At 64.1% G+C, this 15,652-nt stretch carries 14 protein-coding genes and 1 riboswitch; of the genes, 9 read left to right on the plus strand and 5 right to left on the minus strand.

What is annotated here, in order from left to right; translation table 11 throughout:
* Positions 1–144: 144 nt before the first annotated feature.
* From AAHM38_RS09650 to AAHM38_RS09660, 3 genes are all read left to right on the plus strand, one after another.
* Positions 145–2,538, plus strand: coding sequence for a T6SS effector phospholipase Tle3 domain-containing protein (locus AAHM38_RS09650; protein WP_015856043.1), 2,394 nt, complete (start codon positions 145–147; stop codon positions 2,536–2,538).
* A gap of 9 nt (positions 2,539–2,547) precedes the next feature.
* Positions 2,548–4,128, plus strand: coding sequence for a hypothetical protein (locus tag AAHM38_RS09655; RefSeq protein ID WP_015856044.1), 1,581 nt, complete (start codon positions 2,548–2,550; stop codon positions 4,126–4,128).
* A 182-nt stretch (positions 4,129–4,310) separates the two neighbouring features.
* Positions 4,311–5,909, plus strand: a complete 1,599-nt coding sequence (locus tag AAHM38_RS09660) for a hypothetical protein (RefSeq protein WP_015856045.1) — start codon at positions 4,311–4,313, stop codon at positions 5,907–5,909.
* A gap of 18 nt (positions 5,910–5,927) precedes the next feature.
* Here the strand turns inward: AAHM38_RS09660 and AAHM38_RS09665 are convergent, their stop codons facing one another.
* Together AAHM38_RS09665 and thiD are read right to left on the minus strand one after the other, a co-directional pair.
* Positions 5,928–6,287 (minus strand): DUF4369 domain-containing protein, encoded by a 360-nt coding sequence (locus AAHM38_RS09665; protein WP_009239435.1) that lies wholly within the window; start codon positions 6,285–6,287, stop codon positions 5,928–5,930.
* A gap of 14 nt (positions 6,288–6,301) precedes the next feature.
* Positions 6,302–7,213 carry a bifunctional hydroxymethylpyrimidine kinase/phosphomethylpyrimidine kinase gene (gene thiD, locus AAHM38_RS09670; protein ID WP_015856046.1) on the minus strand — a complete coding sequence of 304 codons (912 nt, stop codon included), beginning with the start codon at positions 7,211–7,213 and terminating at the stop codon, positions 6,302–6,304.
* Between the two features lie 114 nt (positions 7,214–7,327).
* Here thiD and AAHM38_RS09675 point away from each other — a divergent pair, with 114 nt between their 5' ends.
* On the plus strand, positions 7,328–7,666 hold the full coding sequence (locus tag AAHM38_RS09675; protein ID WP_182552936.1) for a hypothetical protein: 339 nt from the start codon (positions 7,328–7,330) through the stop codon (positions 7,664–7,666).
* Here AAHM38_RS09675 and AAHM38_RS09680 read toward each other — a convergent pair.
* The 3 genes from AAHM38_RS09680 to AAHM38_RS09690 all read right to left on the minus strand — a co-directional run bounded on the left by AAHM38_RS09680 (position 7,645) and on the right by AAHM38_RS09690 (position 11,284).
* Complete coding sequence (locus tag AAHM38_RS09680; protein WP_015856047.1) at positions 7,645–8,340, minus strand: hypothetical protein; 696 nt, start codon at positions 8,338–8,340, stop codon at positions 7,645–7,647. The genes AAHM38_RS09675 and AAHM38_RS09680 overlap by 22 nt on opposite strands.
* Positions 8,341–8,415: 75 nt before the next feature.
* Positions 8,416–9,810, minus strand: a complete 1,395-nt coding sequence (locus AAHM38_RS09685; protein ID WP_015856048.1) for an alkaline phosphatase — start codon at positions 9,808–9,810, stop codon at positions 8,416–8,418.
* Between the two features lie 16 nt (positions 9,811–9,826).
* Positions 9,827–11,284, minus strand: coding sequence for an alkaline phosphatase (locus AAHM38_RS09690; RefSeq protein ID WP_015856049.1), 1,458 nt, complete (start codon positions 11,282–11,284; stop codon positions 9,827–9,829).
* A gap of 225 nt (positions 11,285–11,509) precedes the next feature.
* On the opposite strand from AAHM38_RS09690, the gene AAHM38_RS09695 reads away from it, so the two are divergent.
* The 5 genes from AAHM38_RS09695 to AAHM38_RS09715 all read left to right on the plus strand — a co-directional run bounded on the left by AAHM38_RS09695 (position 11,510) and on the right by AAHM38_RS09715 (position 15,649).
* The gene (locus AAHM38_RS09695) at positions 11,510–12,259 is read left to right on the plus strand and encodes an AAA family ATPase (protein ID WP_015856050.1); all 750 of its coding nucleotides are present in this window, start codon (positions 11,510–11,512) and stop codon (positions 12,257–12,259) included.
* Positions 12,260–12,301: 42 nt separating this feature from the next.
* A riboswitch (S-adenosyl-L-homocysteine riboswitch) is annotated at positions 12,302–12,386 on the plus strand.
* 108 nt (positions 12,387–12,494) lie between these two features.
* On the plus strand, positions 12,495–13,919 hold the full coding sequence (gene ahcY / locus AAHM38_RS09700; RefSeq protein WP_015856051.1) for an adenosylhomocysteinase: 1,425 nt from the start codon (positions 12,495–12,497) through the stop codon (positions 13,917–13,919).
* A gap of 55 nt (positions 13,920–13,974) precedes the next feature.
* Positions 13,975–14,319 carry a phage holin family protein gene (locus tag AAHM38_RS09705; RefSeq protein WP_004628357.1) on the plus strand — a complete coding sequence of 115 codons (345 nt, stop codon included), beginning with the start codon at positions 13,975–13,977 and terminating at the stop codon, positions 14,317–14,319.
* Between the two features lie 10 nt (positions 14,320–14,329).
* Positions 14,330–15,160 (plus strand): methylenetetrahydrofolate reductase [NAD(P)H], encoded by an 831-nt coding sequence (gene metF / locus AAHM38_RS09710; protein ID WP_015856052.1) that lies wholly within the window; start codon positions 14,330–14,332, stop codon positions 15,158–15,160.
* Positions 15,161–15,190: 30 nt separating this feature from the next.
* Positions 15,191–15,649, plus strand: a complete 459-nt coding sequence (locus AAHM38_RS09715) for a TfoX/Sxy family protein (RefSeq protein ID WP_015856053.1) — start codon at positions 15,191–15,193, stop codon at positions 15,647–15,649.
* Positions 15,650–15,652 lie beyond the last annotated feature (3 nt).

The raw sequence follows: 15,652 nt of genomic DNA on the forward strand, positions 1-15,652 counted from the left end.
CAAACATATCCCGTCGTTGTTCATCGCGTGCATGCCTCGGGACGAAAAAGTCAAAGAGTGTTGAGTGAGGTCGATTTCGTGCGCGACGCTCGGACACTGGTGGATCTGTGTGCGTTTGCATTTTCCACCCTGAGGTCCTGCACGATGACTATCCCTGAACAGGCTCTGCCCGAAACTACCGTCACCGCCCGCCGCCGCTCTTTCTACGGCATCAAGGTGACGGACATCACCCTACCCGGCAGCCCATGCCGCACCGTCGTCCACCCCGCGCCACTGCCCGGCGTCATCATCTTCGTCCATGGCGTCAACTCCACCGGCGAATGGTTTGATGCCGCAGAGGAAGGCCTTTGCAAGGGGCTTAATGCCCGCCTGCAACGCAACGACGAACAGGTCGCCTATCCCAAGGAGAGTGGCAAGCTTCGCCCCATGCGCTATACAGCCGAATTGACGGAAGACGGCTATATACGCCGCGACCTCAAAGCCAACACCTTCATTGAACCGGGCAGCGGCACCAGCCCCGTCATCCGTTTTCGCTGGGGCTACAAAGCCAGCAGCGAGGACGTCGTCCAGGAAGACGGCACCATCCGCAATGAGCTTGCCAGCGTGGGTGGCAATATCCTGCTCGACGAGAAAAACGCCTGGGGCGGCGGTCCGTTCGTCAATGGCGCCTCCGCTCTGCCGGATCTGTTCGGCAAGGGCACCGACAGCGAAGTGTTGGGCGGTCTGTTTGAGCTCCAGCACCTGCAAACCAGCGACCGTCAGATCTACAGCGCGCCCACGCGCCACTACCAGGCCTTTGCCGCGTGGCGGTTAGCCAAGCTGGTCGCTCGCATCCGGGAGTTACACCGCGACATTTTCGAACGCGATTGTCCCATCACCGTCGTCTGCCACAGCCAGGGCAACATGGTGGGCTTGGCTTCTGCCTACTTCGGCGCCAACCACCGCGAGTTCCAATCATTGGGCGTAGCCGACACCTACGTCCTCGCCAACCCGCCATACAGCCTGCGTGGTAGCCGCCTGGATAACTTCAGCCAATTCGACGGCGCAGGCCGCGTTACCTACGACGCGCGCGTTGCCGGCCTCAAGGGCTTCTTCAACATCGTGCGCCACTTCCAGGCCCGGGCCCAGCACTACAGCCACCACGCCGTGGACCAGCTCGGATTCAACGCGTGCCCCCAGAATGGCGACACCCCGCGCACTGCCGCCCAGGACAGCGCAGACCACCAGACCCGCGGGCGCGTCTTCCTCTATTGCTGCCCGCACGACCGCGTCATCTCCGTCTCACCCGTCCAAGGCATGGGCTGGCTTGGCTTGAACGACAAGGATGTGCAAGCCACCGGGGCACAGGGCATTCTGTTCCAACGCGTCTGGGCGCAAACCAAGCCGGGCACGCCGTACAAGGTGGGTGCAGAACCGGGCTACCGCTACCGTTATTGGCACGACACCATCGGCGCCACGCCGGCCGATGTGGGCAGCGGCTGGGATGACACCGCCGGCACCTTCAAACCGAGGAACACCAACCCCACCATCTGGACGCCGTCCCCTGACACCGCGGGTGTTTCCTTCGCCAGAATCTGGGGCGATTCGCGCAAGAGCATTTGGGGCAAGCTTGTCGCCAGCGCTGCCGGCGTTCCGATCCAAGCCCTCATGTGGGGTGGCCAAGCCGTCAAGGGCGCCACCAACGTCAATGCCGACCCAGCGGATGACTGGACGGTGCTCGTCAACGCCCCCAAGGTGCCAAGCGGTGGCATCGTACCCCAGGCCGTCTACCTGCCGCACGGCGAGCCTCGACCCGGCGAGATCTCGCATCCGGATGGCGTGCGCACCATGGGCCCCTTCAACCAGCACAAGGAATCGGCCAGCGATGCACTGAACCGCAAGCGGAGCATCCCTGAAGGGCAGTTCGACCCCTACGCCGAGCAGCGCAAGAGCGGCCGCGGCAACGCCACCAGCGAAGCCGCCATGCGCTACGACCAGAACGCCGGGGTGCGCCAGCGCGCGCGGCGCGAAATCTACAACGATGACGGCACCGCCAGGAAGGGCGTGCCCTTTGCGGAAGGCGATGTCGAGAAGATGAACGCCGCACAACACCACACCTTGCGTGGCACGAAGTTCGGCGCTTTCGAACAGCAAGAGCGCACGGCCTTGATGAAGGACGGCGAAGACGCGCAGGCCACCAACCACTCCACCATCCTCACCAACGCCATGCATGCGGAACATGTGCTCGCCTATGACGTGGACGTGGGCCTGTGCCACTTCGATGAGCTGCTGATGAACCAGTTGCGGCGGATGGCGGATTGGCGGTGGTGCGAGCCAGAAAAGACTGATGAATACCCGGCGGGACGCGACCGCAAGAAAGACAGCGAGTTCACCTACTACAACACGAAAGGAGCCCTCTATCAGGACGGCGCGTTGGCCCAAAACAAAGATCTCGCCGCCGCCAAGGGTGCCGTCAGGGCTATAGGCATTGACGACGCGCGTAATTCAAGGCGCCTCGATGCGCATCTCATGTTGCCACGCGGACCTCACCACGCTTGAGGAGCGGGCATGCGCAATCCAATTCATTCGTTCCTTTATCGGCGTGCTGCTACCCACGCGCTGGCCGCCGCCTGCCTGTTGCTTACTGCTTGTCAATCCGGAGTCCAGATGTCCACCAATAAGACCTACTACCGCCAACCCATCGCCTGGCCGCGTATGCAAACGCAAGCACAACAAGGTGATCCGGCCCAAGCCCCCGCCGCTGTTCTGCTCGGGGTGCAATGGCTTAACCCGCTGATGTGGCGGGACTACCCGACCCAATGGAATCTGCTGTGGGCCCAAGGGCTCGCACAGCCCAATGACGACGATCTGCAAGCGAAGCGCTTCAAGCTGGGCGACGCGGTGGGCCAAGTGACCAATGGCGTGCCTCGCCGCCTGCGGCTAGAAGACCTGCCGCACGTGGAGCGAGATGAATTTGAGTCGGCGTTGAGCGTTTTGATTACCGCCCCGTTGCGCACCTTCAATGACTATTTGGAAAACCCGAACTACTTCTATTCCCTCAAGCAGGGTACCAGCCGCCCGAACTACTTCGACCCGAACGTGTTCTTTGGCTTGCCGCGCGAGTGGTTGAACACGCCAACGTACCTTGACGACACTCACCCCAGTACGGGCCAGACAGACCTTCTTGAAGAGCAGAGGTCCATGGGCATGCCCGCACCGAGCATCCTCGCCTACGATGCCGCCCACGCCGAGGAGCGCATGCGCGACTACTGGGTCACTCTGCACAAAGACGACAAGGGTAGGACCGTGCGCGGTACGCGCGTCTTTCCGGAAATGATCCTTGGCGAGCGCACCCTGTCGCTGCTGGCGGTGCGGCGACTGGTGTTTCACGAGATCGCAAGCGATGCTCAAGCCAAAAGCATGCTGCTCAACCCTGACGGCAAGTTGCCCAACGTCACGGTGTCGGCAGGCGACACCAACGTCGGTTTCTACAACCTCCAAGACGCCCTCAAGTTCCTGGCGCAACACCCTGACAAGTTGGCGTGGGTATGGAACGTGGATGCCCCAAACTACCCCATGGGCGAGCAGACCAACGAGAACACCGCCCTGCTGATCCTCGGCCACCCGAGTGCCGACTGGGGCTACACAGCACTGGCCTCGATCTACACCCCGCATCAGCACCAAGGCGCCATTGGAAACAAGGCGGCCAACCCCGGTGGGGCATGGACGGGGCTCATGCAAGCTGTGCAAGCGCAGGCCGCAGCACAGCATCCGGTCGAACGCGTCTACTACGACGTGCCCAAGCATGCCGGCAATGTCACCTCGTTGATGGGGCCGCTGCGCGCCGCTATTCACCAGCAGTGGCCTGACCTCGACCAGATCGCCAACGTGCACAGCGTGGCTGAACACATGGAGGGGCCGGCGCGGGCAGCCAGCTTTGCCGTCAATGCCGCGTTTGCGGCAGCGTACGCCAATCAGAGCGGCAAGAGCGCCGTCGTCACCAGCGTGGCCGATGCGACCGATAGCTGGGCAGTGCTGATCGGGCCGCCCCCGGGCTGGCAACCCAAGCCGCCGGTGACGTACTGGCCGCGTGCACGAGGCGAGAACCGGGCGTATTGGGCGTGGTTTGGGGAGCGGACGGGGAATTGACGGTGCATGCATTTGCACATCTGCGCCTTCGACAGGCTCTGTCAAGGCATGCCACCAAGAGGCACAGCGAGTTCGCTTGCTACAGCGAAGAAGCGGTCTACGACAACGGCTCGTTGCCTCAACACGAGAACGATGCCCTCCACATGCCGCCAGACGAACCACGCTACGCCTGAGGAACCCACATGCGCGATTCATTTCATCTCATCGCTTACAGGCGTGCCGCCACCCACGCGCTGGCCGCCGCCTGCCTGTTGCTTACTGCCTGTCAATCCGGAGTCCAGATGCCCACCAATAAAACCTACTATCGCCAGCCCATCGCCTGGCCGCGCATGCAAACGCAAGCAGAACAAGGTGATCCGGGCCGGGCGCCTGCCGCTGTCCTGCTTGGGGTGCAATGGCTTAATCCGCTGATGTGGCGGGACTACCCGACCCAATGGAATCTGCTGTGGGCACAAGGGCTCGCACAGCCCAATGACGACGACCTGCAAGCGAAGCGCTTCAAGCTGGGCGATGCAGTGGGGCAAGTCACCAATGGCGTCGCCCGCTACAAGCAGCTGGAGGATTTGCCGCACGTGAAGCGTGACAAATTCGCGACGGCGTTAAGCGATTTGATTACTGCTCCGCTGAACACTTTTAACGACTACCTCGAGAACCCGAACTACTTCTATTCCCTCAAGCGGGGTACCAGCCGCCCTAACTACTTCGACCCAAACGTGTTCTTTGGACTGCCGCGCGAGTGGTTGAACACGCCCACGTACTTCAACGCCAATCCGAAGGACACCGGCTTGGATGCCATGCTCCGCGAGCAACGGGAGATGGGGGTTCCGGCGCCAAGCTACCTTGCCTATGACGCTGCCCACGCTGAAGAGCGCATGCGCGACTACTGGGTCACGCTGCACAAAGACCGGGAGGGGAAAACTGTGCGTGGTACCCGCGTCCTTCCGTCCATGATCATTGGAGAACGCACCCTGTCACTGCTGGCCGTGCGTCGCCTTGTGTTTCATGAAATTGCGCGGGACTCACAAGCCAGGAGCATGCTGCTCAACCCCGAAGGCAAGTTGCCCAACGTCACGGTGTCGGCAGGCGACACCAACGTCGGTTTCTACAACCTCCAAGACGCCCTCAAGTTCCTGGCGCAACACCCTGACAAGTTGGCGTGGGTATGGAACGTGGATGCCCCAAACTACCCCATGGGCGAGCAGACCAACGAGAACACCGCCCTGCTGATCCTCGGCCACCCGAGTGCCGACTGGGGCTACACAGCACTGGCCTCGATCTACACCCCGCATCAGCACCAAGGCGCCATTGGAAACAAGGCGGCCAACCCCGGTGGGGCATGGACGGGGCTCATGCAAGCTGTGCAAGCGCAGGCCGCAGCACAGCATCCGGTCGAACGCGTCTACTACGACGTGCCCAAGCATGCCGGCAATGTCACCTCGTTGATGGGGCCGCTGCGCGCCGCTATTCACCAGCAGTGGCCTGACCTCGACCAGATCGCCAACGTGCACAGCGTGGCTGAACACATGGAGGGGCCGGCGCGGGCAGCCAGCTTTGCCGTCAATGCCGCGTTTGCGGCAGCGTACGCCAATCAGAGCGGCAAGAGCGCCGTCGTCACCAGCGTGGCCGATGCGACCGATAGCTGGGCAGTGCTGATCGGGCCGCCCCCGGGCTGGCAACCCAAGCCGCCGGTGACGTACTGGCCGCGTGCACGAGGCGAGAACCGGGCATATTGGGCGTGGTTTGGGGAGCGGACCGACAGCAATAAGGCCAACGTCCAATGAAACCGGCACGAGACAGGTTCAACGCGGCTGACACGTCACCTGCACATTGTTCACATCGCCATTGACCCTGCCGTTGCCATTCGTCACCACGCAGTTGGCCGACGCGGGCTGCGTGCTGATCGTCACCACATAGCTGCCGTCGAACGGCACCAGCCCGCCAAACACGAACGGGCCGTTGGCGGCCAGCGTGAGCGAATCGCGGCCATTGTTGAGCAATACGATCGACTGGCCGCCGGGCAGCCCGGACAACGTGCCGCCAATCGAGAAGGCGCTGCCGATAGGCGAGCCGAGGCTGATGTAGCCATTGCAGGCACCAAGCAGCGAGCACAGCGCGGCCACCGGAAGGCAGCGAACCAGCATGAGCGGCAGGCGTTTCATGGCGGCTCCCCTGATCAGTCTTCCTCGACATCCACGTCGAGCGAACGCGGCGCTGCGAGCGGCCGCGGCGCGAACCCGTGGTTCAACGGACCCGCCCCCCGCCCGAGGGCCAGGTGCCGGCCCGCGCCGATTGCGTGCAGCAGGTAATCGAGCGAGGCTTCGATGGCGACTTCCAGCGCATCGCCGCGCGCCAGGTGGGCGGCAATGGCGGCGGACAGCGTGCAGCCCGTGCCGTGCGTGTGCGGCGTGTCGATGTAGGTATGGGCGTAGACGCGTTCGGTGCCATCGGCGGTGACAAGCACGTCTTGCAGCACGCCGTCTTCGCCTGCGTTGGAAGCGGCGCTCAGATGCCCACCCTTGAGCAGCACGGCGCGGGGACCGAGCGCCAGCAGGTCGCGCGCGGCGGGCAGCATGTCGTCGGCCGTGCGCACCTCACGGCCGAGCAGCGCGCTGGCTTCCGGCAGGTTGGGCGTGACGAGCAGCGCGCGCGGGAACAACCACTTCGCCATCGCCTGTGCCGTGGCATCGCTGCCGAGTTGCGCGCCGCTGGTGCTGACCATGACCGGATCGACGACGAGATTGGCGATCGGGTGACGGTCCAGCGCAGAGAGGATGGCCTCTACCACCTGCGGCGTGCCCAGCATGCCGGTCTTGGCGGCATCCACCCCGATGTCACTTGCCACGGCGTCGATCTGCGCGGCCACGATGTCGGGGGTGAGCGATTCCACTGCGGTCACGCCCAGCGTGTTCTGCGCGGTGATGGCCGTGATGGCTGACATGCCGTAGCAGCCTAGCGCGGCAAACGTCTTCAGGTCAGCCTGGATGCCCGCACCGCCACCGCTGTCCGAACCGGCGATGGTGAGCACGCGCGGTACGTGCGAGGCGGGAGCGGCAAACGCAGCGAGGGTCGGGTCGGTGATCGTCATGTCGTGCGAATGTTGGGGGGTGTTTCGCACTATAGCGCTATCGAGGCCGGATCGATGTGCGGGGTCCTGAACCTGATTGGCGAGGGTTTCCGCCTCTAGCGCGAGGCTCAGACCGTGGAACGCGACAGTTTTTGGCTCGAACGCGAGGCTCAGACCGTGGAACGCGGCAGTTTTTGGCTCGAACGCGAGGCTCAGACCGTGGAACGCGACGGTTTTTGGCTCGAACGCGAGGCTCTGACCGTGGAACGCGGCAGTTTTTGGCTCGAACGCGAGGCTCAGACCGTCGAACGCGACAGTTTTTGGCTCGAACGCGAGGCTCAGACCGTCGAACGCGACAGTTTCAGCCTGACACGCCATGGTCGCAGGATGGGACGCCGTGCCTTCAGGCTCGAACGCAACGTCCGGCCGCTCGAGCTGCAGACGGCGGCACTTCAGTCCATCAGGTCGGTGTAATCGGCGGCGGCGTAGCGTTGGGCGCGTTCCCACGGTGCGGCGGCGGGCGCCGGCAATGCCGTCACGCGGGTGAGCTTGCGTTGCGTGCCGGTGGCGTTGCGCGATTCCACGCGACGCGGGTATTGGCCTGCCACGTCCCAATCGACGGTGACGGTGCGCTCGCCCTGCGTCGAGCGGTAGGTCTGCACGCCATTGCGTACCGGGCCTTCGGCGCGCATGCCTTTGAGCGCGGCCGGGTCGAGCAAGTGATACGCCGTCGCCCACGAGCCGTCGAAGCCAATATTGGAATATTCGGCAGGTTCCACCGCGTAGTTCTTTTGTTGCGATTCGCTCACCACGCGCACGGTCAGCGCGCCCTTGGCGTCGCGTTCGATCCAGCGCGGAGCGGTGTCGGTATCGGCGTGTTTGTGGCCGGCGTGGGCGTTGGCGTGGTCATGCTCGGCGTGCGCCGACGCGGGCGGCAGTTCGCGCGCGATCCAGACGCGGTCGCCCTGGCGGTAGACTCGCTCTGCAAAGCGGACGTCGCGCTGGATGCCGTCGGTGCCGAGCGACGACAGTTGGTGTTCGACGCGCAGGGCGGTCAGCGAGTTGGACGAAGCCGGCCCGGCGGCCTGTGCCGTGGCAGCGAGCGCAGCGAGGGCAAACGAAAACAGAATGCGGACAGATCGGGTCATACGAATGCGGTCAGGCTGAAACGAAAAAAGCGCATGCCGATTGCCTCGGCATGCGCATCAATGGAAACGCAGGAATCAGAGGCCCATGGCCGTCTTGACCACGCCGAACACTTTCGTGTTGTCCAGCGTGCCCTTCAGCGGTGCGCTGCCCGGACCAGAGGAGAACAGCATCACATCCCCGCCGCCGTGCGTTTCCGAACCAGGCGTGCCGAGCTGCACACCCACTTCCTGCAGGTAATCGTCTGCAGCCGTATCGACCGCGGCCACGTTGTCGCGGGTGGCCTTGCGCGTTGTGCCGCCGTTGCCGAACACCAGCGTGGTGTACGGCAGGCCGTCGGCGGCCAATTGCGGCTGGCCGGTCTTGATGTCGTTCGACACGCCCAGGATCGGGTTGCCCTTGCGGGGGTAGCCGTTGATCGTCATCGTGTGGTCGTGATCGGCTGTGACGACGATGAGCGTGTTCGACAGATCCGCCGTGCCAAGCGCGCGCTTGATGGCTTCGTCAAACGCGCCCGCGTCTTCCAGTGCGCGCTTGGCATTGGTGCCGTGCAGCGCATGGTCGATACGGCCGCCTTCCACCATCAGGAAGTAGCCCTTGCCGTTTTTCTGCAGCACGCGGATGGCCTTCTCGGTCATGTCGGCCAGGCTGGGCTCATCCACATTGTTCTTTTTGCGGTCCAGCTCGTAGTTCATGTGGTCCAGGTTGAACAGGCCGAGCAGCTTGTTCGTCGTGGCCGGGTTGACGGCCGTCAGTGCCGTGCCAGTGGTCACGTAGGTGTAGCCGGCGGTCTGGAACTGCGCGGTCAGGTCGGTCGCGTCGGTGCGCTTGCTGCCCGTCGTGCCTTGCGGCAGGTAGTGACGGCGGCCGCCGCCGAGCAGCACGTCTAGGCCATCCTTGAGCGCGGCGTTGTACAGCGCGTTGCCCGGCGTGCCTTGCGCGGCGATCTGGTTCTCGCCGTCACGATGGCAGATGTGTGAATACGTGGCGGCCGGCGTGGCGTGCGTCACCCGCGTGGTCGTCACCGCGCCCACCGACTTGCCGGCGGCCTTGGCAAGTTCCAGCAGCGTCACGGCCGGCGTGCCGTTGTTGGCGGGGCACGTGCTGTCTGCACCGCTCACGTAGCCCTTGCCCGTGGCATCGCTGGCCTTGGTGTCGGCCGACATGGAGATGACTTCGTTGTTCATCTTCACGCCGGTCATGTACGCCGACATCGACGGCGCGCTGTCGGTGGTCTGCGCATCGTTGGAGTACGTCTTGATGCGCGCCGTGCGCTTGAGCGATTCCATCGTCAGCTTGCCGGCCTCGCCCACCTTGTAGATGCGCGTGGCGGTGACGGTGGTTGGACCCATGCCATCGCCCAGGAAGAAGATCACGTTCTTGGCTTCACCGGCGGCGTGCGCCTGGGCGCAGGCCGCGGCTGCCAGTGCCACCAGGCCGGCGCGGAAGATGCGGTTCGATTGCTTGTTCATGATTGCCCTCTCCCTCTTACAGGCCCACGGCCTGCTTGATGAGGCCGAAGACCTCGGTGTTGTCCAACGTGCCGGTAAAGCGCTCGGCACCCAGGCCGCGTGCGCCGATGAAGACATCGGTGCCGCCGTGCGTTTCGCCGCCCGGTGCAACCGGGATCACGGCTTCCTGGTGGTAGTTCTTGTCGTACACGGCAGCATCGGTCAGGGCGCCGCGCGTGGCCGGGCGGTTCTCACCCGTGCCGAAGCCGATGATCGTGAACGGGTTGCCGCCCGTGTCGGTGGCGTTGGCGCCCGTCACGTAGTTCTTCAGCAGGCCCAGCACGCCGGGGTTGCTGTCGCTGGTCGGGCCCGTGCGCTTGGCGTAGCCGTTGAGCACCAGCGTGTGGTCGTGGTCAGCCGTCACGACGATCAGCGTGTTCTTCAGGCCCGGGTCGATCGTGTTGAGCTTGTCGATCGCGCCGCGGATGGCGGAATCGAACGCCACCGTGTCCTGCAGTGCCTTGCGGGCGGTGGTTTCGTGCAGCGCGTGGTCGATGCGGCCGCCTTCCACCATCAGGAAGAAGCCCTTCTTCTTGGCGGCCAGCACGTCGATGGCCTTGTTGGTCATCTCGCCCAGGCTCGGCTCCTTGCTCGGATCACGATCCAGGTCGTACGACATGTGGCTGCTGGTGAACAGGCCGACGACCTTGCCGTCGGTGGCTTGCAGCGTGTCGAATTCGGCCTTGTTGCTGGCATAGCGGTAGCCGCCCGCCTTGAGTTCGGCGATCAGGTCGCGGCCATCGGTGCGTGCGCCGCCTGCCGTGGTCGGCTGGAAGTGCTTGCGGCCGCCGCCGAAGACGACGTCCACACCATCGCCCAGCGCAGCGTTGAAGCCCTTGCCGGCCGGCGTGAGTTGCGCGGCGATGGTGTTCTCGCCGTCGCGATGGCAAATGTGCGAATACGTGGCGGCCGGCGTGGCGTGCGTGATGCGCGTGGTGGTGACCACGCCCGTCCCGTAGCCCGCTGCCTTCATCAGTTCGAGCAGAGTCGTGACGGGCTTGCCGTTGCCGCTCGGGCAGGTGCTGTCGGCGCCCGAGAGGTAATCCTTGCCGCCGGCGTCATAGGCCATCGTGTCCGGCGACATCGAGATGACCTCGTTGTTCATCTTCACGCCGGTCATGTAGGCCGACATCGACGGCGCCGAGTCGGTCACCTGCGCGTTGTTCGAGAACGTGCGCACGAAGCCGGTTTCCGGCAGCGTGTCCATGGTCAGCTCGCCGTCTTCGCCCACCTTGTAGATGCGCGCGGCGGTCATGGTGGTCAGGCCCATGCCGTCGCCCAGGAAGAACACGACGTTCTTGGCGGGCGTGGCGCTCGGCGGGGTGGTATCCGGCGTGGCGCCGCCGGCGGTGGACGTGCCGTCGCTGCCGCACGCGGCCATGGCCAGTGCAGCGGCCGCGGCGGCGGCGTACTTCGTGAATGTATGGTTGTGCATCGTTGGCTCCCTGAACGATGCCCGGCACTTTGGTGGCCGCGTGTTGCACATCCGTGATGCGGGTGCGCCACTTCCTAACCGGATCGCAAGGTTCGCCCGTGACGGCGCATTGACACTGCGGCGCGAGGCGCGCTACCGAGACTCGGTTGCTTGAGCAGGCAAACGGTCCCGGGCCGGCATGCGGCGCGATACGATGCGGCATCTGCGATTTGCCCCGGGCTTCCCATGCTCACCCGCCAGTTCGTCAGCCATGTCACGCTGCGGCGCGACACCGTTACCGCCTTCGATGCCTATCCGTTCAGCCTGCCCGCCGTGCGCGCGCTCGACACGCTGGAGCTGCATCCCAAGGTCACGTTCCTCGTCGGCGAAAACGGCTCAGGCAAATCCACGCTCATGGAGGCGATTGCCGTTGCGCTTGGCTTCAACGCAGAGGGCGGCTCGCGCAACTTCAACTTCAGCACCCACGCCTCGCACTCCGAGCTGCACGCGCACCTGCGCATTGCACGGGGCTTTCGCAAGCCGCGCACCGAGTTCTTCCTGCGCGCCGAGAGTTTCTTCAACGTGGCCACGAATATCCAGCAGATGGATGACGAGCCCGGCCTGGGCGGGCGCGTGATCGATTCCTACGGCGGTCGGTCGCTGCATGCGCAATCGCACGGCGAATCGTTTCTGGCGCTGTTGATGAACCGCTTCGGCCCGAACGGCCTCTACCTGCTCGACGAACCCGAGGCGGCGCTGTCACCACAGCGGCAGTTGGCGGTGCTCACGCGCCTGCATGACCTGGTGCAGGCGGAAAGCCAATTCGTGATCGCCACCCACTCGCCGATCCTGATGGCCTATCCCGACGCGTGGATCTATCAATGTGACGGCGACGGCATCCGACGCATCGCCTATGAGGAGACCGAGCACTTTCAGGTCACGCGGGACTTTCTGGCGAATCCGCAGCGCATGCTGAACATGCTGCTGGAGCAATGAACTGCCGTGGTGGCGGTCGGCCGAATCCGCTACAATCCAGCCCATTCCGAGGAGCGTTGCAACGGACCGGCCCAAGTTCAGACGGGGCGGCCGCCAGGCTCGGAAGTTCAAACGGCGCTCGCAGTATCGTGGCTGACACGATGGCGAGAACGCATCTATCCGGGGCCCCAGCACGGGCCCCGTCTCAGTGGTCATCTCCCCGCGTGCGGTCACCCTTCTTTTCCGGAGTGATCCAATGAACGCTGTCACCGAACTGAAACACGATTACCTCGTCGCCGACATCAAGCTGGCCGACTGGGGCCGTAAGGAAATCGCCATTGCCGAGACCGAAATGCCCGGTCTGATGGCGATTCGCGAGGAATTTGCCGCGAGCCAGCCGCTCAAGGGCGCCCGCATTGCCGGCTCGCTGCACATGACGATCCAGACCGCCGTGCTGATCGAGACGCTCAAGGCACTCGGCGCCGACGTGCGCTGGGCCTCGTGCAACATCTTCTCGACGCAGGACCACGCTGCCGCCGCGATTGCCGCAACGGGCACGCCGGTGTTTGCGTTCAAGGGCGAATCGCTCCAGGAATACTGGGACTTCACCCACCGCATCTTCGAATGGGCTGACGGCGGCACCCCCAATATGATCCTGGACGACGGCGGCGACGCAACGCTGCTGCTGCATCTGGGCGCCAAGGCCGAGAAGGACGCCTCCGTCCTTGCCAATCCGGGCAGCGAAGAAGAAACCTTCCTGTTTGCCGCCATCAAGGAAAAGCTGTCCAAGGACGCAACGTTCTACAGCCGCAACCTCGACGCCATCAAGGGCGTGACCGAAGAAACCACCACGGGCGTGCACCGCCTGTACCAGATGGCCCAGCGCGGCGAACTGCGCTTCCCGGCCATCAACGTCAACGACTCGGTTACGAAGAGCAAGTTCGACAACCTGTATGGCTGCCGTGAATCGCTGGTCGACGGCATCAAGCGCGCCACCGACGTGATGATCGCTGGCAAGGTTGCGGTCGTGGCCGGCTACGGCGACGTGGGCAAGGGCTCGGCACAGGCACTGCGCGCGCTGTCGGCCCAGGTGTGGGTGACCGAGATCGACCCGATCTGCGCGCTGCAGGCCGCCATGGAAGGCTACCGCGTGGTCACGATGGACTACGCCGCCGAGCACGGCGACATCTTCGTGACCTGCACGGGCAACTACCACGTCATCACGCACGACCACATGGCCAAGATGAAGGACCAGGCCATCGTCTGCAACATCGGCCACTTCGACAACGAGATCGACATCGCCTCCGTCGAGAAGTACCAGTGGGAAGAGATCAAGCCGCAGGTCGATCACGTGATCTTCCCCGACGGCAAGAAGATCATCATCCTGGCCAAGGGCCGCCTGGTGAACCTGGGCTGCGCTACGGGCCACCCGTCGTACGTGATGAGCAGCTCGTTCGCGAACCAGACCATCGCGCAGATCGAACTGTGGACCGAAGCGGTGAAGGGCTCGAACAAGTATCCGGTGGGCGTCTACACGCTGCCCAAGCACCTGGACGAGAAGGTCGCGCGCCTGCAGCTGAAGAAGCTGAATGCGCAACTGACCGAGCTGACGGACCAGCAAGCTGCCTACATCGGCGTGAGCAAGGAAGGCCCGTACAAGGCTGACCACTACCGCTACTAAGCCGTACCTGCCGGCGGCATTCCCCGCCGCCGGCGCTATCACCGAGGACTGCTCCATGAGACTGCTCGCTGTCTGGGTCATCAACGCGCTGGCGTTGCTTCTTGTCGCCTATCTGCTCAAAGGCATTCACGTCAACGGCTTCGGCTCCGCGCTGATCGCGGCGCTCGTGCTGGGTCTGGTCAACACGCTGATCCGCCCGATCCTGGTGATCCTCACCCTGCCGGTGACGCTACTCACGCTCGGGCTGTTCATCTTCATCATCAACGCGCTGCTGTTCCTGTTTGTCGGCAACCTGCTGGCGGGCTTTCAGGTGGCCAGCTTTGGCGCCGCGCTGCTGGGCTCCATCCTGTACAGCGTGATCTCGTGGCTGCTCTCGAGCCTGTTGCTGCGCGAGGCTTAAGGTTTCTGTCATGCAAGATCGTCAATTCAGTTTCGAATTCTTCCCGCCCAAGACGGCGGAAGGCGCCGAGAAGCTGCGCAACACGCGCGCGCAGCTTTCGCCGCTCAAGCCGCGCTTCATCTCCGTGACGTTCGGCGCGGGCGGCACCACGCAACAGGGCACGCTCGACGCCGTGGTGGAAATCCAGCGCGAAGGCATCGAGGCGGCGCCGCACCTGTCGTGCGTGGGGTCGTCGCGCGAGAGCATCCGCGGCATTCTCAATACGTATCGCGAACACGGCATCCGCCGCATCGTCGCGCTGCGCGGCGACATGCCCTCTGGCATGGGCGAGATCGGTGAATTCCGCTTCGCCAACGAGCTGGTCGAGTTCATCCGCCAGGAAACCGGCGAGGCATTCCACATCGAGGTGGCGGCGTATCCGGAATACCACCCGCAGTCGCGCTCCGCCCGGCACGATCTCGAAAACTTCGCCCGCAAGGTGAAGGCCGGTGCGGACTCCGCCATCACGCAATACTTCTTCAACGCCGACGCGTATTTCCAGTTTGTCGACGACGCACGCAAGCTCGGCGTGGACGTGCCCATCGTGCCCGGCATCATGCCGATCACGAATTCGTCGCAGCTGATGCGCTTTTCCGAGATGTGCGGTGCGGAAGTGCCGCGCTGGATCGCCAAGCGCCTTGAAGGCTTTGGCGACGACCGTGAATCGATCCGCGCGTTCGGCCTGGACGTGGTGACGGCCATGTGCGACCGCCTGCTGCAGGGCGGCGCGCCGGGCCTGCATTTCTACACGCTCAATGCCGCCGGCTCTACGCGAGCGATCTGGCAGCGTCTGGGCTTGTAACGCTGATAGCGCAAGGCAAAGGAGATCGTCATGGCCGCCGCACCCGATCCGCTGATCGCCTGGTTGCTTGACGAACTCCGGCCGCTCGCCGCACAGATCGGCGAGATCCGCGCCCGCCGCATGTTCAGCGGCGCGGCGCTGTATTACGACGACATCGTGTTTGCGCTGGTGCTGCGCGGCACGTCTTACCTGCGCGTGGACGACCTCACGCGCGAACGTTTTCTCGCTGAAAAATGCACGCCGTTCAGTTACGAGCGCAACGGCCGCACCATCAGCATGACCGGCTACCTAAGCACGCCGGCAGAGGCGCTCGATGGTGGACAGCCATTGCGCGACTGGGCGCGGCTGGCCATTGAGGCCGCACTGCGCGACGCGAATGCCAAGGCGGCCAAGCCGAAGCGCGCCGCAGCCAAGACTGCCAAGGCGCCCAAGGCAACAAAGACAACGGCGACCAAGAAGGCCGCCGCAAAAAAGACAGCCAAGCGCTGAACG

The sequence above is a fragment of the Ralstonia sp. OTU4908 genome (assembly GCF_038440115.1).
In the GTDB taxonomy this organism is placed as follows: domain Bacteria; phylum Pseudomonadota; class Gammaproteobacteria; order Burkholderiales; family Burkholderiaceae; genus Ralstonia; species Ralstonia pickettii.